The organism is Pseudomonas sp. AC136 (genome assembly GCF_979258585.1).
On sequence record NZ_OZ409865.1, the window covers coordinates 345,286 to 367,975 of the forward strand.

The 22,690-nt window shown below is 61.2% G+C and carries 18 protein-coding genes; 16 read left to right on the forward strand and 2 right to left on the reverse strand.

Features of this window, described 5'->3' with window-relative positions; translation table 11 throughout:
- The first annotated feature begins 354 nt into the window (after positions 1–354).
- From ACZZZU_RS01585 to ACZZZU_RS01595, 3 genes are read left to right on the forward strand one after another with little or no spacing between them, the layout of a single operon-like run.
- Positions 355–2,676: a TonB-dependent receptor gene (locus ACZZZU_RS01585; RefSeq protein WP_463552086.1), complete on the forward strand. Its 2,322-nt coding sequence runs from the start codon at positions 355–357 to the stop codon at positions 2,674–2,676.
- Positions 2,677–2,723: 47 nt separating this feature from the next.
- Entirely contained in the window at positions 2,724–3,632 is a 909-nt protein-coding gene (locus ACZZZU_RS01590) for a TauD/TfdA dioxygenase family protein (RefSeq protein WP_463549525.1), read from the forward strand.
- A 54-nt stretch (positions 3,633–3,686) separates the two neighbouring features.
- Positions 3,687–4,580: a TauD/TfdA dioxygenase family protein gene (locus ACZZZU_RS01595; RefSeq protein WP_463549526.1), complete on the forward strand. Its 894-nt coding sequence runs from the start codon at positions 3,687–3,689 to the stop codon at positions 4,578–4,580.
- A gap of 400 nt (positions 4,581–4,980) precedes the next feature.
- Here the strand turns inward: ACZZZU_RS01595 and ACZZZU_RS01600 are convergent, their stop codons facing one another.
- Positions 4,981–6,150 (reverse strand): integrase core domain-containing protein, encoded by a 1,170-nt coding sequence (locus ACZZZU_RS01600; protein WP_463549367.1) that lies wholly within the window; start codon positions 6,148–6,150, stop codon positions 4,981–4,983.
- 546 nt (positions 6,151–6,696) lie between these two features.
- Between ACZZZU_RS01600 and ACZZZU_RS01605 the strand changes: the two genes are divergently transcribed.
- The 10 genes from ACZZZU_RS01605 (at position 6,697) to ACZZZU_RS01650 (ending at position 18,536) form a co-directional block, all read left to right on the forward strand.
- A complete protein-coding gene (locus ACZZZU_RS01605) occupies positions 6,697–8,088 on the forward strand; it encodes a diaminobutyrate--2-oxoglutarate transaminase (RefSeq protein WP_463549527.1) in 1,392 nt (463 codons plus the stop codon).
- The gene (locus tag ACZZZU_RS01610) at positions 8,085–9,062 is read left to right on the forward strand and encodes a TauD/TfdA family dioxygenase (RefSeq protein WP_463549528.1); all 978 of its coding nucleotides are present in this window, start codon (positions 8,085–8,087) and stop codon (positions 9,060–9,062) included. Before ACZZZU_RS01605 ends, ACZZZU_RS01610 begins: the two co-directional genes overlap by 4 nt.
- 220 nt (positions 9,063–9,282) lie before the next feature.
- Positions 9,283–10,254 carry a serine O-acetyltransferase EpsC gene (gene epsC / locus ACZZZU_RS01615; RefSeq protein ID WP_463549529.1) on the forward strand — a complete coding sequence of 324 codons (972 nt, stop codon included), beginning with the start codon at positions 9,283–9,285 and terminating at the stop codon, positions 10,252–10,254.
- Positions 10,255–10,447: 193 nt separating this feature from the next.
- Positions 10,448–11,716, forward strand: a complete 1,269-nt coding sequence (locus tag ACZZZU_RS01620; RefSeq protein WP_463549530.1) for a D-mannose isomerase — start codon at positions 10,448–10,450, stop codon at positions 11,714–11,716.
- A 126-nt stretch (positions 11,717–11,842) separates the two neighbouring features.
- Positions 11,843–13,135, forward strand: coding sequence for an ABC transporter substrate-binding protein (locus ACZZZU_RS01625; protein ID WP_122495600.1), 1,293 nt, complete (start codon positions 11,843–11,845; stop codon positions 13,133–13,135).
- Between the two features lie 132 nt (positions 13,136–13,267).
- Positions 13,268–14,176 carry a carbohydrate ABC transporter permease gene (locus tag ACZZZU_RS01630; protein ID WP_122495602.1) on the forward strand — a complete coding sequence of 303 codons (909 nt, stop codon included), beginning with the start codon at positions 13,268–13,270 and terminating at the stop codon, positions 14,174–14,176.
- Positions 14,177–14,195: 19 nt separating this feature from the next.
- Positions 14,196–15,041: a carbohydrate ABC transporter permease gene (locus ACZZZU_RS01635; RefSeq protein WP_122496522.1), complete on the forward strand. Its 846-nt coding sequence runs from the start codon at positions 14,196–14,198 to the stop codon at positions 15,039–15,041.
- A 3-nt stretch (positions 15,042–15,044) separates the two neighbouring features.
- Positions 15,045–16,208: an ABC transporter ATP-binding protein gene (locus ACZZZU_RS01640; RefSeq protein ID WP_463382901.1), complete on the forward strand. Its 1,164-nt coding sequence runs from the start codon at positions 15,045–15,047 to the stop codon at positions 16,206–16,208.
- A 179-nt stretch (positions 16,209–16,387) separates the two neighbouring features.
- Complete coding sequence (locus ACZZZU_RS01645) at positions 16,388–17,602, forward strand: carbohydrate porin (RefSeq protein WP_122496524.1); 1,215 nt, start codon at positions 16,388–16,390, stop codon at positions 17,600–17,602.
- Positions 17,603–17,687: 85 nt separating this feature from the next.
- The gene (locus ACZZZU_RS01650) at positions 17,688–18,536 is read left to right on the forward strand and encodes a D-hexose-6-phosphate mutarotase (protein ID WP_463384706.1); all 849 of its coding nucleotides are present in this window, start codon (positions 17,688–17,690) and stop codon (positions 18,534–18,536) included.
- 97 nt (positions 18,537–18,633) lie between these two features.
- Here the strand turns inward: ACZZZU_RS01650 and ACZZZU_RS01655 are convergent, their stop codons facing one another.
- Positions 18,634–19,494 carry a MurR/RpiR family transcriptional regulator gene (locus tag ACZZZU_RS01655; RefSeq protein ID WP_205898642.1) on the reverse strand — a complete coding sequence of 287 codons (861 nt, stop codon included), beginning with the start codon at positions 19,492–19,494 and terminating at the stop codon, positions 18,634–18,636.
- Between the two features lie 211 nt (positions 19,495–19,705).
- On the opposite strand from ACZZZU_RS01655, the gene zwf reads away from it, so the two are divergent.
- From zwf to ACZZZU_RS01670, 3 genes are read left to right on the forward strand one after another with little or no spacing between them, the layout of a single operon-like run.
- The gene (gene zwf / locus ACZZZU_RS01660) at positions 19,706–21,175 is read left to right on the forward strand and encodes a glucose-6-phosphate dehydrogenase (RefSeq protein ID WP_122495606.1); all 1,470 of its coding nucleotides are present in this window, start codon (positions 19,706–19,708) and stop codon (positions 21,173–21,175) included.
- The gene (pgl, locus tag ACZZZU_RS01665; protein ID WP_463549531.1) at positions 21,162–21,878 is read left to right on the forward strand and encodes a 6-phosphogluconolactonase; all 717 of its coding nucleotides are present in this window, start codon (positions 21,162–21,164) and stop codon (positions 21,876–21,878) included. Before zwf ends, pgl begins: the two co-directional genes overlap by 14 nt.
- 1 nt (position 21,879) lies before the next feature.
- A complete protein-coding gene (locus tag ACZZZU_RS01670; RefSeq protein WP_463549532.1) occupies positions 21,880–22,551 on the forward strand; it encodes a bifunctional 4-hydroxy-2-oxoglutarate aldolase/2-dehydro-3-deoxy-phosphogluconate aldolase in 672 nt (223 codons plus the stop codon).
- Positions 22,552–22,690: the final 139 nt, after the last annotated feature.

Consider the following 22,690-nt stretch of genomic DNA (forward strand, 5'->3'; position numbering starts at 1 on the left):
GAATATGAATATGGCGACGCGCACAAGGGGAGCCGCATGGCCACACAGCACCGCAATTCGCTTTATCACCGTTCACGTCTAGCCCGCGCCGACCGCGCCGCTCGCCTGTGCATGTGTTGCCAGGCCTGAAAAACCGGCAGACGTAGGCCTCGCGCCCCACGTACTCGCCCCGTTAACCCAGCCAACTTTTCGAGCACCGCGACTGCGCGGTGGGGGATCGTTTTGCCCGCTATTCGAGCAAACGAGCAAATAAGGATGTACACGATGCGTTCGACCAGTCACCTGTTTACCCAGCGCCCGGCGCGGCCCCTGAACCTGAGCCGCTTGGCCACGCCGGACTATGCCTTGACCCTGATGTTGGCCCTGAGCAGTGCCGGTGCCTGGGCCAGCGAAACCGTCGATGCCGCCGCCAGCGAGGAGGGCGCCGCTGCCACGGCGACTGCCGGCAAAACCGCAAAAAGCGATACGGCCCTGCAGAAAGTCACCGTCACCGCCCGACGCCGCGAAGAAGACGCGCAAGACGTGCCCACACCGATCACCACCCTCAGCGGCGCGACTCTGGAAACCCAGCGCATCTACCGCGTGCAGGATTTGCAGCAAGTGCTGCCCAGCGTCAACGTCGCTTTTATTCACGCCCGTCAATCCAGCGTGGCGGTGCGCGGCATCGGCAATAACCCGGCCAGTGACGGCCTGGAAGGCAGCGCCGGCATTTACCTCGACAACGTCTACCTCGGCCGCCCCGGTATGGCCGTGTTCGACATGCTCGACATCGAACAAATCGAACTGCTGCGCGGCCCGCAAGGCACCTTGTTTGGCAAGAACACCACGGCCGGTGTACTGAACATCAGCACGAAAAAACCCACCTTCAGCCCCGAGCGCACGGTGGAAGTGTCGGGCGGCGAGAACGGCTATTTCCAAGGCAAGGGCACGGTATCCGGCGGCCTGACCGACACCCTGGCCGGGCGCCTGTCGGCTTACCGCACCCGCGACGACGGCTACACCCACAACATTTACAACGGCGACGACCTCAACGGCGGCGAGCGCCAGGGCGTGCGCGGGCAGTTGCTGTTTCAGCCCAATGACGACTTCAGCCTGCGCTGGATTAATGACTACAACGAGGAGGATTCCAGCACCGGCACCATGGTCGTCTACGGCGCACCGGCGCTGTACCGCAGCCGGGCAGCGCTGGTCGGCGCTTCGCCGGTGTACGACCGTGATCGCCAGGTGGTGAATATCAATGGTCGGCAAAACGTTAGCGTGCACCAGGGCGGCAGTTCGGTAGAGGCGAACTGGAACCTCAATGGCGGCTACACGCTGACCTCGGTCAGTGCCTACCGCTACTGGCACTTCACCCCGGCCAACGACGAAAGCCTCGACGTGTCGGCCATCAACAACACCGGCGTGGAAGTGCACGACCGCCAGTTCTCGCAAGAATTTCGCCTGGCATCGCCCACCGGCGGCTTCTTCGATTACGTGGTCGGTGCCTACGTTTTCAATTCGAACCTGGGCAACAAAACCTTCACTGACTACGGCCCCGATGCCGACCGTTTCCTGTTACCAAGCCCGCAGAACAGCTTGGGCGCGCTGAATAACGTGTCGACCAAAGCCAACGGCAAAGTGGTTACCGACAGCTACGCGCTGTTCGGCCAAGGCACCTTCCACCTCACCGACCGCCTGGACTTCACCGCCGGGTTACGCGGCACCTATGAAGAGAAACAAGCCAAGGTCGAACGTTTCGCTCCAGAGGGCGGGGCGCCTGTTACGGGTGCCGGGCTGACCGTGCGCAACCGTCAATTGGGCGCCTACGACTCTGGCGACCTGAGCCTGCACAACGCGTCGCCATCGGGACTGTTGAGCCTGAGCTACAAATTCAGCGACGAAGTGTTGGGCTACGCCAGCCTGTCCCATGGCGAGAAATCCGGCGGCGTGAACCTGGCAGTCGCCAGCGCGCCAACGGCCGGTGCCGACTCTTTGCTGGTCGGCCCTGAGCGCGCCAACGATGCCGAGTTGGGCTTCAAAAGCACATTGCTGGACCGGCGACTGTTGCTGAACGCCAACCTGTTCTGGACCGGCATCCACGGCTATCAGGCCACCACGCTGTATCAACCGGCCGGCAGCACCAACCTCGTACAAGTGCTCGCCAACGCCGGCAGCGTGCGCAGCCGTGGCGTGGAATTCGAAGCCACGGCGCTGCTGACGCGCGGCCTGACGGTGAACGTCAATGGCTCGTACAACGACGTCACCTACCTGTCTTTCGAGAACGCCCCGTGCCCTGGCGAAGTGTCCACGGCACCCGGTGCGCCAGCCACCTGCGACCTCACCGGCGAGCCCGTCGTCGGCGCCTCGAAGTGGATCGGCAACGTCAACGGCGAATACAAATGGCAAACCGACGGCGGCTTCGAACCGTACGTCAACGCCAGCTATTCGTACCGCTCCGAAGCCGAAGGCACGCTGGACAACTCCGACCTGTCGCGGATCGACGGCTATGGCCTGGTCAACCTCTCAACCGGCGTGCGCACCGACCTCGGTGACGGCCAGCTGGACGCCTCCTTGTGGCTGAAAAACGCCACCGACAAAGAGTATTACCTGAGCGCCTTTGCCTACCTGAACGGCGCCTACACCGCGTCGGTGGGTCAGCCGCGCACAGCCGGCGTGACCCTGCGTTACGACTTTTAACCCCGAGCCTGCCCTTAAAAAACCAAGCCGAAAGTGAGGAACCACCCATGAGCAATGCAGCACTGGCCACTCCCCTGAGCAACACCCTGCACCTGGACATTCGCCGCGTGGCCGGCCGAATCGGCGCCGAAATTCGCGGCGTGAAATTGTCCGCCGACCTGGATGCCGACACGGTTGCCGCCATCCAGCAAGCGCTGGTCGAACACAAAGTCATCTTCTTCCGTGGCCAGACTCATCTCGACGACGCCAGCCAGGAAGCCTTCGCCAAACTGCTCGGCGAACCCGTGGCACACCCGACCGTGCCGGTGGTGGACGGCACCCATTACCTGCTCGAACTGGACTCCGCCAAAGGCGCGCGCGCCAGCTCGTGGCACACCGACGTCACCTTCGTCGACGCCTACCCGAAAGCCTCGATTCTGCGTTCCGTGGTCGTACCCGAATACGGCGGCGACACCACCTGGGCCAACACCGCCACCGCCTACGAACACTTGCCGAGCGAGCTGAAAGAGCTGGCCGACAAACTGGTGGCCATCCACAGCAACGAATACGACTACGCCGCCATCAAGCCCCACGCTCAGGTCGAAGCGGCCGAGCACTACCGCAAAGTCTTCACCTCCACCGTGTACGAAACCGAGCATCCAGTGGTGCGCGTGCACCCAGTCAGCGGCGAGCGCAGCTTGTTGCTCGGGCATTTCGTCAAACGCATCAAAGGCTACAGCGCGCCAGACTCGGCGCACCTGTTCAACCTGTTGCAAAGCCACGTCACGCGCCTGGAAAACACCGTGCGCTGGACCTGGCAAGTGGGCGACGTGGCCATCTGGGACAACCGCTCCACCCAGCATTACGCCGTCGACGACTACGGCAACCAGTCGCGCATCGTGCGCCGCGTGACCCTGCACGGCGAAGTGCCCTACGGCGTTAACGGTCAGCGCAGCCACACCATCAAAAAAGCCTGAGCCCATTCCTGGCCCGTCGAGCGCGGCGGGCCTTTTCACCTGGAGAATTGCCCCATGAGCCACGCCGCCACCGCGTTGCGCCACACCGAACCCGCCTTCGCCATCGTGCCGCTGCACGGCGCCCCGCTGGGCGCTGAAGTGCAGGGCCTCGACGCCCGCCAACCCTTGACCGCAGAGCAGGTGCTGGCGCTGAAACAAGCGCTGCGCGACCACCACATTCTGATCTTCAAAAACCAGCAACTGGACGACCCGCAGTACCTGCACTTCACCAGCTACTTCGGCTCGGTATTCCAGCCGCCAGCCGACATTCCCGTCCTGTCCTCCGGCGCCGACGGCAAAGCGCCGGCCATCGTTCGCGTCGCCAACACCGAAGGCGGCGAACTGGGCAACTTCGCCTTGCCCGCCCACAGCGACCACCAATGGACGCCCACGCCGTCTGCCGGCTCGTTGCTCTACGCCCTGGAAGTGCCGAGCAAAGGCGGGGAGACCAGCTGGACCAACCTGGCCCTGGCCTATGAAACGTTGCCTGAAGCCACCAAAGCCGAAATCGAAGGCCTACGCCTGATCAACTACAACCCCTTCGTACGCCTGAAAAGCGGCGGCTACGGCGGCACTTTCGCCACCTACCGAACGCCCGACATCGAACCCATCCAAGGCACCGAGCATCCGCTGGTGCGCGTGCACCCCGACAGCGGCAAAAAACTGCTCTTCCTCAGCGTGCACACCGAAGTCGAGATTCCAGGCTTCGACCCCGAAAAAGGCCAAGAACTGATCGCCCGCCTGCGCCAACACCTGCAAAATCCCAAGCTCTACTACACCCACAAATGGCAGGTCGGCGACATCGTCTACTGGGACAACCAAGCCACCCTGCATGCCCGCAACGCCTTTGACGCTAAAGAGCGGCGCAACCTCAAACGGATCAGCTTGGCGGGGAGTCGGCCGTTCTGAGATTGGTGTTTTGAGGGGGCGCGGCTTGTGAACTGGAGGGAGTCGCCGGCTCCGAGAACACCGTTTCCAGGGATCGCGGCTAAAGCCGCTCCCACAGGTCTGATGCGATCTGTGGGAGCGGCTTTAGCCGCGATGTTGTTGATCTACCGCTTCTGATCTACCGCTTTTGATCTGGCTTGTGATTTACCCGCCCCATTCATCGCAGGCCGAGTGGAGTCGACGTGGAGGGGGTTGAGCGGCCGGGAGCCGCGAAAGGCGTGTCGGGCCATGGATGGCCCTTATCGCGGGGACGCCTAGTCCGTGCCCCCGGAGCGGCGATGGAATGAGGGGACCCGTAGTGCAGCGTAGGGCCAAGGTAGGGGCTGTACGAGACAACCACATGGGTAACAAAAGTGTTCAATCACATGGGTGACACTTTCAAGGATAGATACCCATCCTTCTGCTCCCTTTCGTCCAGCCTACCTATCACAACCGGGCCGAAATGAACGGCCCAAAGATCATCGCCAATTTGCTCCAGCCCAATTAGTTCGTGCCTTAAAAGATACCCCACATAAATGCGCATACCGTGGCGATTGATGATCCCGCTGCAGTCGGCCCGGTGCGGTTCGACATAGCCAGGATATGTCGGCTCCGGCAAGCGTTCCGGGTATGGCCGTGGCGAATTCTGGTAATGGGTTTTGGGCGTGCTCTGGTTTAGCGCTTCGTGCGGCCGCTGCTCATTGTAATTATGACGAAACAGGTCGAACTGCCTTTGCTGCTCCGCCATATGCGCAGAACAGGGGTGAGTGACGGCCCGTTTCAGCGTCCGATGCATACGTTCGTGGCGCCCATTCTGTTCGGGGCGGCCAGGTGCTATTCGTTCAGGAATGATGCCCAGCCGTAGCCACCAAATGGAGAGTTGGCTTAGACCTGTTTTGCCAGCGCTAGCGAAGGGGGTGCCGTTGTCTGTTCGCAGGCGCGAAGGTAATCCGTAGCAGCGAAACAAATCTTCGAAAGCCGACTTGGTCTCCTTTAGCCGTGTGCCGGACATGCCTTCGCAAGCCAGCAGAAAACGACTGGCGTGATCCATCACCGTCAACGGATAACACCACTTCCCGTCCTGAGTCAGGAACTGACCTTTGTAGTCGGCGCTCCAGAGTTCATTAGGTTCGTTGGTCGATTTAAGCGGCTTTGGATAGCTAGGTACCCGCTTACGAAGCCGGCGGGGCGTGACCAATCCCGCCTGTTTGAGGATGCTGTAGATCGTGGTCCGGGAAGGACTTTGCCCAGGATATCGCTGCTCCACGAGTGCCTGGATCTTCTTCGGCCCCAGTTCAACCGCAGATCGGCGCCTTAGATCAAGGATGTACTCGCGGATAACAAATGGCGTGCACACCTGTTCGCGACGCCGCCGACTTTGCTCAGCCAACCCCTCCATGCCGGCTAAGTTGTAGCGTTCCACCCACTTGTAGCCGGTCTTTCGACTGATGCCGAAGTGCTCGCACAACGCAGTGAAGCTGCTGACCTGCCTGAGGTAATCAGCAATGAACAACACTTTCTCGTCCATAGGTTTCAGTTCTCGCCACGGCATGAGGGCACCCTCCTGAGGGAGACCCCATTAGGTTAAAAACTGTTACCCATGTGGTTGAACTGATTTGTTACCTATGTGGGTGAGTCGTACCGGGCAGCGTTTTTGGTTCCTTTTTTGGCGACTGAAAAAAGGGACTCGCGCGTAAGGCGCGAAACAAAAACGTTCAGCACACGCGGTAATGAATACCTGCGCACTTAACACCGGTGTACGGCTTGAGACTCTGGATCCCCGCGTGCGCGAGGATGACGGATGTTTTTTTCGAGTGATGAGTCAGGCTGGCGCACTCGGTAATGAATTCGAGAGGCTGAATAACCCGTACGGCTCAAGATTCTGGATTCCGAATCGTCGGACCGCCGCCTTCGCGGGAATGACGGAGGTTTTTTTCGAATGATGGTCAGGTCTGAATACCTGCCCACTTTTCCCCAGCGGAAAACCCCTTCCGCCTAAATTTCCCCCCCCACCCGCACGTCCCTTCTTCCAACAGCCACCGAACGCGCGGGCGCGCCTTTGGTTGCGTCGCTGCCTACCCACGGAGTTCCACACCCCATGCAAGTCGCCGCCTCGCGTGTCACCGCCCCGGAAGAAGCGCTTTACCACTTCGAAGAAAGCCCACTGCTGGCGCGGCAAAAGCGCCAGGAATCCAACGCCCGCAGCTACCCGCGGCGCATCCCACTGGCACTCAAGCGCGCCCGTGGCATCTACGTGGAAGACGTCGAAGGCCGCACCTTTATCGACTGCCTTGCGGGCGCTGGAACCCTGGCGTTGGGCCACAACCATCCGGTGGTGATCGACGCCATTCGCCAAGTGCTCAACGACGAACTGCCGCTGCACACGCTCGACCTGACCACGCCGGTCAAAGACCAGTTTGTGCAAGACCTCTTCGCCGTGCTGCCCGAAGGCCTGGCCCGCGAGGCAAAAATCCAGTTCTGTGGCCCCACGGGCACCGACGCGGTGGAAGCCGCGCTGAAGCTGGTGCGCACGGCTACCGGCCGTAGCGGCATTCTGTCGTTCCAGGGCGGCTACCACGGCATGAGCCTCGGCGCGCTGAATCTGATGGGCAACCACGGCCCGAAGAAGCCCTTGGGTGCGGTGCTCGGCAATGGCGTGCAGTTTTTGCCGTATCCCTACGACTACCGTTGCCCGTTTGGCCTCGGCGGCGAGCAGGGCGTGCAGGTCAATCTCAATTACCTGGAAAACCTGCTCAACGATCCCGAAGGCGGCGTGCTGTTGCCAGCAGCGGTGATCGTGGAAGTGGTGCAAGGCGAGGGCGGTGTCATTCCTGCCGACATTGCGTGGCTACAAGGCCTGCGACGGATCACCGAACGCGCAGGAATCGCCCTGATCGTTGACGAAATTCAAAGTGGCTTTGCCCGCACCGGGAAAATGTTTGCCTTCGAACACGCCGGCATCATTCCCGATGTAGTGGTGCTGTCCAAAGCCATCGGCGGCAGCCTGCCGTTGGCGGTTGTGGTGTACCGCGAGTGGCTCGACACCTGGGCGCCCGGCGCCCATGCCGGCACGTTCCGTGGCAACCAGATGGCCATGGCGGCGGGTTCCGCCGTGCTGCGCTATCTGCGTGAACACGACATCGCCAGCCACGCCACGGCCATGGGCGAACGCCTGAGCGAGCATTTGCGCACGCTGCAAGGCGACTTCCCGCAGATGGGCGACATTCGGGGGCGCGGGCTGATGCTCGGCGTTGAGCTGGTTGACCCGCGCGGCACCGTCGATAACCTCGGCCATCCGCCCGCCTTCACGGCGCTGGCTTCGCGGGTACAAGCGGAATGCCTCAAACGCGGGCTGATTCTGGAACTCGGCGGCCGCCATGGCAGTGTGGTGCGCTTTCTGCCGCCGCTGATTATCAGCGCCGAACAGATCGATGAAGTGGCCGCGCGCTTCGCCCGCGCGTTCGCCGCTGCAGTGGACGCGCTGGTATGAACGCCATTGCCCAGGCGCTGACGATCAGGCCGCTGCTCAGCGGCGGCGGTGCGCTGCCACTGCTGATTCAAGCGCCCGCGCCGGGCTTGGATTTGCTGGAAATGCTTGGGCAAATCAGGCCGCTGGTGGACAGCCATTTGCTCAAGGCGGGCGGCATTTTGTTTCGCGGTTTCGAGGTCGGCGAGCCCGAGCGTTTCCGCGCCTTCGCCGCCGGCTTTGGTCACGACCTGCTCAATTACGAATTCGGCTCCACGCCGCGCAGCAACGTGACGCAGGGCGTGTACACCTCCACCGAATACCCGGCCCATCAACGCATTCCGCTGCACAACGAGCAGGCTTACACCCGCGAATGGCCGATGAAGATTTGGTTCTACAGCATGATCGCCGCCGAAACCGGCGGCGAAACGCCGATTGCCGACAGCCGTGAGATTTTCCGCCGCATTCCTCAGCGCATTCATGAACGCTTTAACCGTCACGGCCTGATGTACGTACGCAACTTCGGCAATGGCCTCGACGTGCCGTGGGAGCAAGTATTCAACAGCGACGACCCGGCCGTGGTGGAAGCCTATTGCGCGCGCCACGCCATCACCTGTGAATGGAAAGACGACGGCGAGCTGCGCACCCGCCAGATTTGCCAAGCCGTGGCGCGGCATCCAGTGACTGGGGAGGACGTGTGGTTTAACCAGGCGCACCTGTTCCATATCTCCAACCTGGCGGCCGACGTCCGCGAAAACCTGCTGGATATCGTCGACGAAGAAGATTTGCCGCGAAACGTCTACTACGGCGACGGCAGCCCCATCGAAGACAGCCTGCTGGATGAAATACGCAGCGTGCTCGACGATTGCGCCATCAGCTTTCCCTGGCAAGCCGGCGATGTGCTGATGCTCGACAACATGCTCACCGCCCACGCCCGCTCTACCTTCACCGGCAAACGCAAAGTGATCGTGGCGATGGCGCAGGGGCATGGAAGTTGAGCGTTCCCCCGCCATCCTGTAGGAGCGGCTTTAGCCGCGATTGGCCAGACCTGCCTAGCACGTCGTTTAAGAGCATCGCGGCTGAAGCCGCTCCTACAGAATGGCGTCGGGCTAGACGATTCCGTTCTATCCCTAAACGAATTAATTATTTAGGCGCCTTCCGAGCCGCGACTTAGAGTAGCCATCCCGTCTAATTCGGCCTCGTGCCTTGGGATTTGCCATGTCTGAACAGCTCAACGCCGGCCTCGATAAGCTGACGCCAACGCCCACCGAGGCCGTCAGTCAACCGGTGAACTGGCAGCTGGAGAAAATCGTCGGCGAACTGCATGCGGTGCGCGCCGAGTGGCGCAGTAGCACGGGCCGTTCGCGCGAGTTGGTGGGGCGCGAATTGCCGTCGCGTCAAGCCATGGCGAATATTCTCGATGGGCTGATTGGCGCGCTGTTTCCCATGCGGTTGGGGCCGAGCAATCTGCGTCAGGAAAGTGAAGACTTCTACGTCGGCCACACCCTCGACAACGCCCTTAACTGCCTGCTGATTCAGGTGCGCCTGGAGCTCGCTTACGCGGCGCGTCAACGCGGCGAAGAGCCAAATGGCGAAGCGGCGGCTGTCGCCATCGTTCGGGATTTCGCCAGCGCCTTGCCCGGCATTCGCCGCTTGCTCGACACTGATGTGATCGCTGCCTACCAGGGCGACCCGGCCGCCCGCAGCGTCGACGAAGTGCTGCTGTGCTACCCCGGCATTCTGGCGGTGATTCACCATCGCATGGCGCACCATTTGTACCGCGCCGGTTTGCCATTGTTGGCGCGTATCAGTGCCGAGCTGGCGCACTCGGCGACCGGCATCGACATTCACCCTGGCGCGCAAATTGGCCACAGTTTTTTCATCGATCACGGCACTGGCGTGGTGATCGGCGAAACCGCGATCATCGGCAACCACGTGCGCATTTACCAAGCCGTGACCCTGGGCGCCAAGCGCTTCAGCGCCGACGAAAATGGCCAACTGCACAAAGGCCAGCCGCGTCACCCGATTGTGGAAGACGACGTGGTGATTTACGCCGGCGCCACCATTCTGGGGCGCATCACGTTGGGCAAAGGCTCGACCATCGGCGGCAACGTCTGGCTCACGCGCAGCGTGCCGGCCGGCAGCAACGTCACCCAAGCCACGGCGCAAAGCCAACCGGCCGGTCAGTAACGCCTTCTGCAAAACCCGTCAGCCGACCCGCGCGGCTGACGGTTCCCCGCCTCACATCCGCGCAGCGCCTCTAGCGCGGGCATTTGTCACAGACCCGTGACACTTTTCTTGGCACTGAATCGGAATTTCTCGCTCATACGCTGCGTAGAATTTGGCGCACCTCACCGCCAACCCACTTAAACAGGGAACGCCCATGACCGGCGACCGCATCGACGCGAATTTTTCCAGCTGGCTGCATGCCCCCGCGCACCACGTTTGGTTGCAAACCGAGGGCCTGCGCTTGCTGAGTTTTGCCAAGGCCGCTCGGGTTGAGCAGGGCTTTGCCAACCTCGACGCGCAGGGTCGTTTGCCCGCCGATGCGGTGGCCGAAACCATGAACACGGCGCGCATGACCCACAGTTTCGCCATGGCTCATGTGCAGGGCATTCCCGGTTGCCTGGAGTTGGTTGAGCACGGCGTCGCCGCGTTGCTCGGGCCGTTGCGCGATGCCGAGCATGGCGGCTGGTTTGCGGTGGCTGAACACCGCGACGGCAACACTGGCAAAGCCGCTTATTTGCATGCGTTCGTGGCGTTGGCCGCCAGTTCAGCGTTGCAAGCGGGCGCTGCGGGCGCCGGGCAGTTGTTGGCGCAGGCGGTGCAGATTATTGATGAGTATTTCTGGAGCGAGGAGGAGGGCGCGCTACGCGAATCCTTCGCCCGCGACTGGACCGACGAAGAAGCCTATCGCGGTGCCAACAGCAACATGCACGGCACTGAAGCATTCCTCGCCCTGGCCGACGCCACCGGCGAAACCCGCTGGCTAGAGCGCGCGCTGCGGATGGTTGAGCGACTGATTCATGGCCACGCGGCCGACAACGGCTACGGCGTCATCGAACATTTCGACCGCCAATGGCAGCCGCAACTGGATTACAACCTGGCCAATCCAGCCGATGGTTTTCGCCCATACGGCACCACGCCCGGCCACGCATTTGAATGGGCCCGGTTGGTGCTGCACCTGGAAGCTTCGCTGCAACGCGCTAACTACGCAGCGCCCGATTGGCTGCTGCATGACGCCGTTGGGTTGTTCGATGCGGCCTGCCGCTACGCCTGGAATGTCGATGGTGCACCGGGGTTGGTCTACACGCTGGATTGGCAAAATAAGTCCGTGGTGCGCCCCCGTTTGCATTGGGTGCATGCCGAGGCGAGCGCCACGGCAGCGGCGCTGCTCAAGCGCACGGGCGAGCAACGTTATGAAGTGTGGTACCGGCGCTTCTGGGATTTTATCGACGCTTATTTCATCGACCGGGAGCAGGGCAGCTGGCATCACGAACTGGATGTTCACAACGTGCCGTCGGCCACTATTTGGGCCGGAAAACCGGATTTGTATCACGCGTATCAGGCAGTTTGCCTGCCGCAAATTGGCCTGGCGCCGAGCCTCACAGCCGCGCTGGCCGAGCTTTCCAGCCTAGTGCCACGAACCTAAAAGTTTTGTCACGGAGCTGTGACATTTACGCGTCCCTTCGTTACCTCAGGAGCTAAAACGCTTGATTAGAATCCATCGCAACGCAAGCTTCCGACTTGCCTGTATAACAACAAGAAGGTACTTCAGATGAACGCGATCAACCGACTCGCCGCTGTTATTTCCCTCGCCTCTCTATTCCCCCTCAGCGCCCTTGCCGCCGATGCCCCTACAGAGTCCAAAGGCACTGTAGAAGTGGTGCACTGGTGGACGTCTGGCGGTGAAGCCAAAGCCATCGACGTGCTGCGCAAACTGGTGGAAAAAGACGGCTACACCTGGAAAGACAGTGCCGTGGCCGGCGGTGGTGGTGCTGCTGCCATGACCGTACTGAAAACCCGCGCCGTTTCCGGCAACCCACCTTCCGCCGCCCAGATCAAAGGCCCTGACCTGCAAGACTGGGGCGCCCTCGGTTTGCTGACCGAGCTGGACGATGTGTCCAAGGCCAATAACTGGGACAAATTGCTGTCCAAAACCGTCGCCGACACCATGAAGTACGACGATCACTACGTGGCCGTACCGGTGAACATTCACCGCGTTAACTGGCTGTGGATCAACCCCGTCGCGATGAAAAAAGCTGGCATCGACAAGGCGCCGACTACCCTCGACGAGCTCTTCGCCGCTGCTGAAAAATTCAAGGCCGCCGGCTTCATTCCGTTGGCTCACGGTGGTCAACCGTGGCAAGACAGCACCGTCTTTGAAGACCTGGTGCTGAGCATCATGGGCGCAGACGGCTACACCAAAGCGTTCATCGAGCAAGACGAAGACACCCTCACCAGCGCTAAAATGACCGAAGTGTTCAAAGCCCTGAAAAAACTCCAGGGCTACATGGACCCGGACGGCACCGGCCAGGACTGGAACCTGGAAGCGGCCAAGGTCATCAACGGCAAAGCCGGCATGCAAATCATGGGTGACTGGGCCAAGAGCGAGTGGAGCGCGGCAGGCAAGAAAGCCGGCACCGACTTCGAGTGTGTGCCGTTCCCTGGCACCCAAGGCAGCTTCACCTACAACATCGACTCGCTGGCCATGTTCAAGCTCTCGGCAAAGAACAACACGCCGGGCAACATCGCTGCGCAGAACGAAGTGGCGAAGATCATTCTCGAGCCTGAATTCCAGTACGTGTTCAACCAGAACAAAGGCTCGATCCCGGTGCGTGACGACTTGGATATGACCAAGTTCGACAGCTGTGGCCAGGCCGCTATGGCCGACTTCAAGGCCGCCGACAAAGCCGGCACCCTGAAGCCAAGCATGGCCCACAACATGGCGACCTCCCTGGCGGTACAAGGGGCGATCTTCGATGTGGTGACCAACTTCATGAGCGACAAGAACGCCGACCCAACCAAGGCCGGTGCGCAGATGGCTTCGGCTATCAAGGCCGCGATGTAAGTGCTTGACCGCTGCCGGTTCGCCGGCAGCTTTACCTCCAACGCTCTGCTGCCTCGGCAGCCCCTCGACAACGGCCACGCCTGCGTCGCGGGGAGCGTTTGGACTGAATTTCTCTAAAACTGGGTTATGCCGATGAGCACCGTGGCGGTATTTAACAAGGCCTCACCGTTCGACACCTTGCAACGCTGGCTTCCGAAACTGGTCGTCGCGCCGAGCATGTTGCTGATTCTGGTGGGCTTCTACGGATACATCCTCTGGACGTTCATTCTGTCCTTTACCAATTCCAGCTTCATGCCGAGCTACAAGTGGGTCGGCGTGCAGCAATACGTGCGCCTGCTCGACAACGACCGCTGGTGGGTCGCGAGTAAAAACCTGGTGCTGTTTGGCGGCATGTTTATCGCCATCAGCCTGATACTCGGCGTGTTCCTCGCGGTGCTGCTGGACCAGCGCATTCGCAAAGAAGGCTTCATTCGCACCATTTACCTGTACCCGATGGCGCTCTCGATGATCGTCACCGGTACCGCCTGGAAATGGCTGCTGAACCCGGGCCTCGGCCTGGACAAAATGCTGCGTGACTGGGGCTGGGAAGGCTTCCGCCTCGACTGGCTGGTGGATCAGGAACGCGTGGTGTACTGCCTGGTGATCGCTGCCGTGTGGCAGGCCTCCGGCTTTGTGATGGCGATGTTCCTCGCCGGTTTGCGCGGTGTTGATCAATCGATTATTCGCGCCGCACAAGTGGACGGCGCCAGCCTGCCAACCATCTACCTGCGCATCGTGTTGCCGAGCCTGCGGCCGGTGTTTTTCAGCGCCTTCATGATTCTGGCGCACATCTCGATCAAGAGCTTCGACCTGGTGGCGGCCATGACCGCAGGCGGTCCTGGTTACTCGTCCGATCTGCCGGCGATGTTCATGTATTCCTTCACCTTCAGCCGCGGCCAGATGGGCATCGGTTCAGCCAGCGCCATGCTGATGCTGGGCGCGATCCTGACCATTCTGGTGCCGTACCTGTACTCCGAGCTGCGGAACAAACGCCATGACTGATTCCATTGCTGTAAGCCCAATGGCCCGCCCGTACGGTAAAACGTCGTTCAGCTTCAGCCGCCTGGCGATTTACGTGACCTTGTTCGGCGCCGCCGCCGTGTACCTGGTGCCGCTGGTGGTCATGCTGCTGACCAGTTTCAAAAGCCCCGACGACATTCGCACCGGCAACCTGCTGAGCTGGCCGCAAATGATCGACGGCATCGGCTGGATCAAGGCCTGGGACATCGTCGGCGGCTACTTCTGGAACTCGGTAAAAATCACCGTGCCAGCGGTGCTGATCTCCACCTTTATCGGCGCCATGAACGGCTACGTGCTGTCGATGTGGCGCTTCCGCGGGTCGCAATTGTTCTTCGGTCTGTTGCTGTTCGGTTGCTTCCTGCCGTTCCAGACCGTGCTGCTGCCAGCCTCGTTCACCCTCGGCAAACTCGGCCTGGCCAACACCACCACCGGCCTGGTGCTGATTCACGTGGTCTACGGCATGGCCTTTACCACGCTGTTTTTCCGCAACTTCTACGTGGCGATTCCCGATGCCCTGGTCAAGGCCGCGCGCCTGGACGGCGCCGGCTTCTTCACCATCTTCGGGCGGATTCTGCTGCCCATGTCGGTGCCAATCATCATGGTCTGCCTCATTTGGCAGTTCACCCAGATCTGGAACGACTTTCTCTTTGGTGTGGTGTTCGCCAGTGGCGACGCCCAACCGATCACGGTGGCCCTCAATAACCTGGTGAACACCAGCACCGGGGCCAAGGAATACAACGTAGACATGGCGGCGGCGATGATCGCCGGCCTGCCAACGCTGCTGGTCTACATCGTCGCGGGCAAGTACTTCCTGCGTGGACTCACGGCCGGCGCGGTCAAGGGGTGAAACATGGCAACTCTCGAACTTAAAAACGTCAAGAAAACCTACGGCAGCGGCTTGCCGGACACCCTCAAAGACATCGAACTGAAGATCGAGTCCGGCGAGTTTCTGATTCTGGTGGGCCCGTCTGGCTGCGGTAAATCGACACTGATGAACTGCATCGCCGGCCTGGAAAATATCACCGGTGGCGAGATTCTCGTCGACGGCGCTGATATCAGCGGCATGAGCCCGAAAGACCGTGACATTGCCATGGTGTTTCAGTCGTACGCTCTGTACCCGACCATGAACGTGCGCGAGAACATCGCCTTCGGGTTGAAGATGCGCAAGATGAGCGCGGCGGCCATCGAAGAAGAAGTGTCCCGCGTGGCCAAGCTGCTGCAAATCGAACACCTGCTGGCGCGCAAACCGGGCCAGCTTTCCGGCGGCCAGCAACAGCGTGTGGCCATGGGCCGGGCACTGGCACGGCGGCCGAAGATTTACCTGTTCGACGAACCGCTGTCGAACCTCGACGCCAAGCTGCGCGTTGAGATGCGCACCGAAATCAAGCTGATGCACCAGCGCCTGAAAACCACCACCGTTTACGTCACCCACGACCAGATTGAAGCCATGACCCTGGGCGACAAAGTGGCGGTGATGAAAGATGGCGTGGTGCAGCAATTCGGCACCCCGCAACAGATTTACAACGACCCGGCCAACCTGTTCGTGGCGAGCTTTATTGGTTCGCCGCCCATGAACTTCATTCCCCTGCGCCTGCAACGTCGCGACGGTCGCCTGCTGGCGCTGCTGGATTCCGGCCAGGCGCGTTGCGAGCTGCCGCTGGCCATGCAGGACGAAGGCCTGGAAAACCGCGAAGTGATTTTGGGCATTCGCCCCGAGCAAATTTGCCTGGCTGCGGCCGGCTCCAGCCTGCCGAGCATCTTGTCCGAAGTGGAAGTGATCGAGCCGACCGGCCCCGACACCCTGGTGTTCGTCAACCTCAACCAAACCAAAGTCTGCTGCCGCCTGGCACCGGACATGGCGCCGCGTGTGGGCGACACCCTGGAGCTGCAATTCGACCCGGACAAAGTGCTGCTGTTCGACGCCAAGAGTGGAGAGCGCCTGGGGCTGCTGGGAAAGTCGCAACCTGCTGAAAAAGCAGGGCGTGTGACGCGGTTGATTCCGCGCGAAGGCTAAGCGCATCGCGGCTAAAGCCGCTCCTACAAAACCGTGTAGGAGCGGCTTTAGCCGCGATAGGGCAAACACCGATTTAAGCAGTACCCCCACCGCAAGGCGGGGCCCTTGATATGTACCGACGCGCAACCGTTATCCGAAGCGCAACAACAATAAAAATGAGTGGAGTGGATATGAGCACAATGAAAAAAAGTCTCTGGGCACTGCCGTGCGCCCTGGCAATGTTCCCGTGGTCGGCCCAGGCCCTGGAGTTCAGCGGCTATACCCGTAACGGCATCGGCACCTCGGTAAACAGTTCCGGCCAGCAGTGCTTCCAGCTGCAAGGCGCGAAGTCCAAATACCGGTTGGGTAACGAATGCGAGCAGTACACAGAATTGGACCTGCGTCAGGACCTGTTCAAGCTCGACGACGGTTCGGTGTTGAGCGTTGAGGGCATGGCCCAGCTCTACAACCAGTACGACAAAACCCCGAAATACACTGGCGATTACGGCTTCGCCCGCATGAACCAGATGTACGCCGAGTGGAGCAACATGCCCGCGCTCAATGGCGGTTCGTTCTGGGCCGGTCGGCGTTTCTACAAACGAAACGACATCCATATCTCCGACTTCTACTATTGGAACCAGAGCGCCACCGGTTTCGGCTTCGACGAAGTTCAGATCGGTGACCTGAAGTACAGCTACGTGTTCTCGCGTAAAGACAACTACGACCAGGAACCGTACATCAACCGTCACGACTTCAACGTCGACGGCTTCAACACCAACCCCAACGGCACCGTGCAAGTAGGCGTCAGCTACATCGACAAGCCCGACAGCACCGACGCCCACAGCGGTTACTCGGTAACCGTGCAGCACAAACAGAAAGAATTCCTCGGCGGCGTTAACACCCTGGCCTTCCAATACGGCGTCGGCCCCGGCACTGGTCTTGGCTACACCGGCGATCCGACGCTGGACGACAGTGCAACCAACTGGCGCGTGGTGGAATTCTTCGATTGGCAGGTGACCAAACATTTCGGCGGTCAGTTCGAAATCGTCTACGAAAAAGACAAGCGCGAAGACGGCCAGGACCAGAACTGGCTCTCCGTTGGCGTGCGTCCGGTGTATGCAATTACCGACACCTTCAAGTTCGTCACCGAACTGGGCCGCGACCAGGTTGAAGCCCCTGGCGGTACGCGCAAGCTGACCAAATTCACCGTCGCCCCGACGTGGTCGCCGATGGGTCCGGGCTTCACCACCCGTCCTGAATTCCGCTTGTATTACACCTACGCAAGCTGGAACGAAGCAGCCCAACGCTCGGCCAGCATGGTCGCAGCGGGTTCGGCACTGTCTGACACCGGCGCCTTTGGCACCGATCTGCACGGCTCAAACTTTGGTGCGCAAGTCGAATACTGGTGGAAGTGATGCCTGAGCGCGGTCGATGAGCCGAAAGACAGTCAGGCCTATCGTGCCGCGCCCGGAACTTGTGGCGGCCAGCGAGCAGATGCGTATAGAGGACAACCCTCTGCACGCCCTGCTGGTTGACGCCGGCAAGCCCCTTTTCAGTTGGACGCGCCATCAGGAGCGCGACCTTTTTCTAATCAGCCATCCCACCTGCGAGGCGGTGTTTAGCCGGCAGGGCGGGCAGTTGCTGCATTTCCAACCGCGCGGCCAACGGCCTTGGCTGTGGTGCGCCGCGCGCTGGCCTAAACATGGCGCCATCCGTGGCGGTGTGCCGGTGTGCTGGCCGTGGTTCAGTCGACACCCGACCGAAAGCGGCTGGCCGTCCCATGGCTGGGCGCGGCTCAGCGACTGGGAGTTGATCAGCCATGAAGCCGACGCCACCGGCGTGCGCCTGCATTGGCGGTTGGACTTGTGCGAGTGGCAAGTAGAACTGTTTGCCGAACTGGGCGCCGAGCTGAAATTGCGCCTGGTCACCCAGCATCAGGACAGCGAACCGTGCCAGCTCAGCCATGCCTTACACGGCTATTGGCGCGTGGGCGACATGGCCCAGGTGGCGCTGCGCGGCCTGGAGCGCGCGCACGGCTACGACCTGTTATTGCGCGACGACTTCCAGCAAAACAGCCCGCTGCGTTTGGACAACGGCTGCCACCGCGTGTACCGGCGGGCAGGGCGCATCGACCTGGATGACCAACTGTGGCGGCGCCGGTTACAGATCGACACCAGCGGCGGCGCCAACACCGTGATCTGGCACCCCGGCGCGCGGCCGTTAGCCGATGTCGGTTGGCATGAGGCGTTGGGGTTTGTCTCGGTGCAGGCGGCGAGTTGCCGGGAAGACAGCGTGACGATTGGGCCGGGGGAAGAGGCGGAGTTGCGCTTGCATGTTCGGGCGGTGTGACCTTTAAAAGCATCGCGGCTAAAGCCGCTCCCACAAATTGCACGACGTGTAGGAGCGGCTTCAGCCGCGATTGGCGCAACGCCGATATAGAAATGAACTACCCCGGATCATCCTCATTCGGATACCGGCTGGCATTCAAACTTTCTTTGATCTTGCGCAAATGCGGCTGGAAATCCACGCCTCGGCGCAGGGTTACGCCGGTGGCAAGCACGTCGAGCACGGTGAGCTGGATGATGCGCGAGGTCATCGGCATGTAAATGTCGGTGTCCTCCGGCAGGGGAATATCCACGCTCAAGGTGCTGGTCTTGGCCAGCGGCGAATTGGCTGCCGTCAGGCTCAACACCGAGGCGCCGTTTTCGCGGGCCACGCGCGCCACTTCCACCAGTTCACGGGTGCGGCCGGTGTAGGAAATGATCACGAACAAATCGCCGGTATGGGCCACCGAGGCGAGCATGCGTTGCATCAGCACGTCGGCATGGGCGGTGACGGCGAGGTTGAAGCGGAAGAATTTGTGCTGCGCATCCAGCGCCACGGACGCGGAGGCGCCGAGGCCGAAGAAATTGATTTGCCGGGCCTGAATGAGAAGGTCCACGGCGCGGCTGATTTTCTGCGGGTCGAGCTGGCGGCAAGCACTGTCGAGCGAGGCGATGGCACTGCCGAAAATTTTCTGGGTATAGGCCTCGGGCACATCGTCGGCTTCCACCGCGCGGCTCACGTAAGCGGCGCCGCTGGCGAGGCTTTGCGCCAGCTGCATTTTCAGTTCCGGGTAACCGCTGACGCCAAACGAGCGGCAAAAGCGATTCACCGTCGGCTCGCTCACTTGGGCTTCTTGGGCGAGGGTGGCGATGCTGAAACGGGTGGCCTGTTGCGGACTGCGCAGAATGGCTTCCGCCACTTTACGTTCGGCTTTGTTCAGCTCGGCCAGTCGGCTTTGGATCTGCTCCAACAGGTTACGCACGCGTTCCATCTGGTTTCCTCGGTGATACGGGCCAATTGCAGCCGCTACGCTTGAGGCGCGGGCAGGGCGGCCTATCCTAACTGTGAGGCCCTGCAAACGGCCACTGTCGACAGTGAGATGGGCAAAATGTTGTTTTGTTTACAACATTTAAGCTTGATTTCAGCCGGTTAACGCGGTATTTCTTCCAATACTTGATAAAAGAACAAATATCATGCCCGTGATCACTGCAAAACCCTGCACCCTTATCCTGTTCGGCGCTCTGGGCGACCTGGCGTTGCGCAAACTCTTTCCCGCCCTGTATCAGCTTGATCGCGCCGGCTTGCTGCACGCCGACACGCGCATCATCTGCCTGGCCCGTGACAAGGGCGAACCCGCTACACACCTGGCGTTTATCGATGATTGGATGCACCGCTACATCCCGGTCATGGACCTGGACGGCGAAGTGCTCGAACGCTTCCGCCAGCGCCTGCGCTACATCAGCATGGAATTCGCCCAGCCCGAGGATTACGCCGCGCTGGTGAACGAAGTGGGCACTGCCGACACGCTGATTGCCTATTTCGCCACGCCGGCGTTCGTCTACGGCGCCATCTGCGCCAACCTCGCCGCTTGCGGTCTGGCCGAGAAAACCCGCGTGGTGCTGGAAAAACCCATCGGCCACAACCTGGAATCGTCACGCGCCATCAACGATGCCGTCGCTGCGCATTTCCCGGAAAGCCAGATCTACCGCATCGACCATTACCTGGGCAAAGAGACGGTGCAGAACCTGATTGCCCTGCGTTTTGCCAACAGCCTGTTCGAAACTCAGTGGAACCAGCACCACATTTCCCACGTGGAAATCACCGTGGCCGAAGTGGTGGGCATTGAAGGGCGCTGGGGTTACTTCGATCAGGCCGGGCAACTGCGCGACATGATCCAGAACCACCTGCTGCAACTGCTCTGCCTGATCGCCATGGACCCGCCCAGCGACCTGTCGGCGGACAGCATCCGTGATGAGAAAGTGAAAGTGCTTAAAGCGCTGGCGCCCATCACCCCGGAACAGCTCAGCCGCCAAGTGGTACGCGGCCAGTACGTGGCGGGCAGCAGCGCCGGCAAGCCGGTGCCGGGCTACCTCGAAGAAGACAACGCCAACCTGCAGAGCGATACCGAAACGTATGTGGCGGTGCGCGCGGAAATCCGCAACTGGCGCTGGTCCGGCGTGCCGTTTTACCTGCGCACCGGCAAGCGCATGCCGCAGAAACTGTCGCAGATCGTTATCCACTTCAAAGAGTCGTCGCACTACATCTTCGCGCCGGAACAACGGCCGCTGGTGAGCAACCGTCTGATCATTCGCCTGCAACCGGACGAAGGCATTTCCCTGCAAGTGATGACCAAAGATCAGGGCCTGGATAAAGGCATGCAACTGCGCAGCGGCCCGTTGCAGCTCAATTTCTCCGAAACCTACAAGGCAGCACGCATTCCCGATGCCTACGAACGGCTGTTGCTGGAAGTGACGCAAGGCAACCAGTACCTGTTCGTGCGCAAAGACGAGGTCGAACACGCTTGGCTGTGGTGCGACCAGTTAATCGCCGGCTGGAAACAGCTCGGCGACCCACCCAAGCCATATGCGGCCGGTTCCTGGGGACCGATGGCGGCAATGGCGCTGATTACCCGTGATGGGAGGTCCTGGTATGGCGATCTCTGAAATGAAATTCCCCGCTGGTGTGCAGGCTGTCAGCCAGGCATCGGCCAGTCAGCACGCCCACGATCTGGCCGAAGCCGTTGCCGAGGCCTTGAGCACGGCGCTGCGTGAACGTGATTTCGCAAGCTTGGTGGTGTCCGGCGGCCGCAGCCCGGCTGCGTTCCTCGAGGCGCTGAGCACGCAAAAGCTGGACTGGGCGCGCGTGGTCGTCAGCCTCGCCGACGAGCGCTGGGTGCCGACTGAACACAGCGACAGCAACGAAGCGCTGGTGAAGCGCCACTTGCTACGTGGCGACGCCGCGCGTGCGCACTTCATCGGCTTGTACCGCAGCCCGGCATCGCTGGAGGCTTCGGTGGCCGGCGCGGAACTCGCGCTCAGCGAACTGCCGCAACCGATTGATGTGCTGGTATTGGGCATGGGCGACGACGGCCATACGGCCTCGCTGTTCCCAAACAGCCCGCTGCTGGCCTCGGCCCTTAGCGCCGACTGCCCGCAGCGCTGCCTGCCGATGTTGGCGCCGACCGTGCCGCACCAACGCATCACCCTGACGCTGCCGATACTGCGTTCGGCGCGCTCGATATTTCTTGCCCTGCAAGGCCCAGCCAAGCTGGACACCTTGCAAACCGCATTGGCGGGCGATGACGTTCACGCCATGCCAATCCGTGCCTTCCTGCGCTCGCCGCTGTCCATTTACTGGTGCCCCTGACATGACACTTCTCAACAGCGTGACCCCGAGCATGGATGAAAAAACCACGCAAATTGATGCCATCTGCCGTCAGGCGCGCATCCTTCCCGTGGTGACCATCGACAACGAAGCGCAGATTCTGCCCATGGCCGACGCGCTGGCCGAAGGCGGGTTGCGCACCCTGGAAATCACCCTGCGCTCGGAACACGGCCTTACCGCCATTCGCCTGCTGCGCAAGGAACGCCCGGACCTGTGCATTGGCGCTGGCACCATTCTCGACACGCAGATGTTCAAGGCGGCGGAGGAGGCGGGCGCACAATTTATCGTCAGCCCCGGCTGCACCGCCGAGCTGCTGCGCTTCGCCGTCGACAGCTCGGTGCCGTTCCTGCCGGGGGCTGGCGGGGCGTCGGATTTGATGCTGGGTTATGCCATGGGCTATCGGCGCTTCAAGCTGTTTCCGGCCGAAGCCTGCGGCGGTATTCCGGCGTTAAAAGCCTTGGGAGGGCCGTTTAACCAAGTGCGGTTTTGCCCCACCGGCGGCGTGAAGCCCGACAACTTGTTGGCTTATTTGGCCGTGCCGAACGTGATGTGCGTGGGCGGTAGCTGGATGCTCGACAGCGCGTGGACCAAGGCGGGCGATTGGGCGCGGGTGACGCAGGTGAGTAAGGATGCGTTGGCGTTGTTGGACGGCTGAATAATCGCGTTTGCTTCATCGCGGCTAAAGCGGAGTGCCGCCCAGCCGCTTCCACAGGTCTTAGGAGTTCTGTGGGAACGGCGGGGCGGCACGCTGTTTGATCGCGGCTAAAGCCGCTCCTACACAAACCCCAAAGACC

Bases quoted from the DNA above. Each gene is read 5' to 3' on its own strand.
- ACZZZU_RS01585 (WP_463552086.1), top strand. From the start codon at position 355: ATGTTGGCCCTGAGCAGTGCCGGTGCCTGGGCCAGCGAAACCGTCGAT.
- ACZZZU_RS01590 (WP_463549525.1), top strand. From the start codon at position 2,724: ATGAGCAATGCAGCACTGGCCACTCCCCTGAGCAACACCCTGCACCTG.
- ACZZZU_RS01595 (WP_463549526.1), top strand. From the start codon at position 3,687: ATGAGCCACGCCGCCACCGCGTTGCGCCACACCGAACCCGCCTTCGCC.
- ACZZZU_RS01600 (WP_463549367.1), bottom strand. From the start codon at position 6,150: ATGCCGTGGCGAGAACTGAAACCTATGGACGAGAAAGTGTTGTTCATT.
- ACZZZU_RS01605 (WP_463549527.1), top strand. From the start codon at position 6,697: ATGCAAGTCGCCGCCTCGCGTGTCACCGCCCCGGAAGAAGCGCTTTAC.
- ACZZZU_RS01610 (WP_463549528.1), top strand. From the start codon at position 8,085: ATGAACGCCATTGCCCAGGCGCTGACGATCAGGCCGCTGCTCAGCGGC.
- epsC (WP_463549529.1), top strand. From the start codon at position 9,283: ATGTCTGAACAGCTCAACGCCGGCCTCGATAAGCTGACGCCAACGCCC.
- ACZZZU_RS01620 (WP_463549530.1), top strand. From the start codon at position 10,448: ATGACCGGCGACCGCATCGACGCGAATTTTTCCAGCTGGCTGCATGCC.
- ACZZZU_RS01625 (WP_122495600.1), top strand. From the start codon at position 11,843: ATGAACGCGATCAACCGACTCGCCGCTGTTATTTCCCTCGCCTCTCTA.
- ACZZZU_RS01630 (WP_122495602.1), top strand. From the start codon at position 13,268: ATGAGCACCGTGGCGGTATTTAACAAGGCCTCACCGTTCGACACCTTG.
- ACZZZU_RS01635 (WP_122496522.1), top strand. From the start codon at position 14,196: ATGGCCCGCCCGTACGGTAAAACGTCGTTCAGCTTCAGCCGCCTGGCG.
- ACZZZU_RS01640 (WP_463382901.1), top strand. From the start codon at position 15,045: ATGGCAACTCTCGAACTTAAAAACGTCAAGAAAACCTACGGCAGCGGC.
- ACZZZU_RS01645 (WP_122496524.1), top strand. From the start codon at position 16,388: ATGAAAAAAAGTCTCTGGGCACTGCCGTGCGCCCTGGCAATGTTCCCG.
- zwf (WP_122495606.1), top strand. From the start codon at position 19,706: ATGCCCGTGATCACTGCAAAACCCTGCACCCTTATCCTGTTCGGCGCT.
- pgl (WP_463549531.1), top strand. From the start codon at position 21,162: ATGGCGATCTCTGAAATGAAATTCCCCGCTGGTGTGCAGGCTGTCAGC.
- ACZZZU_RS01670 (WP_463549532.1), top strand. From the start codon at position 21,880: ATGACACTTCTCAACAGCGTGACCCCGAGCATGGATGAAAAAACCACG.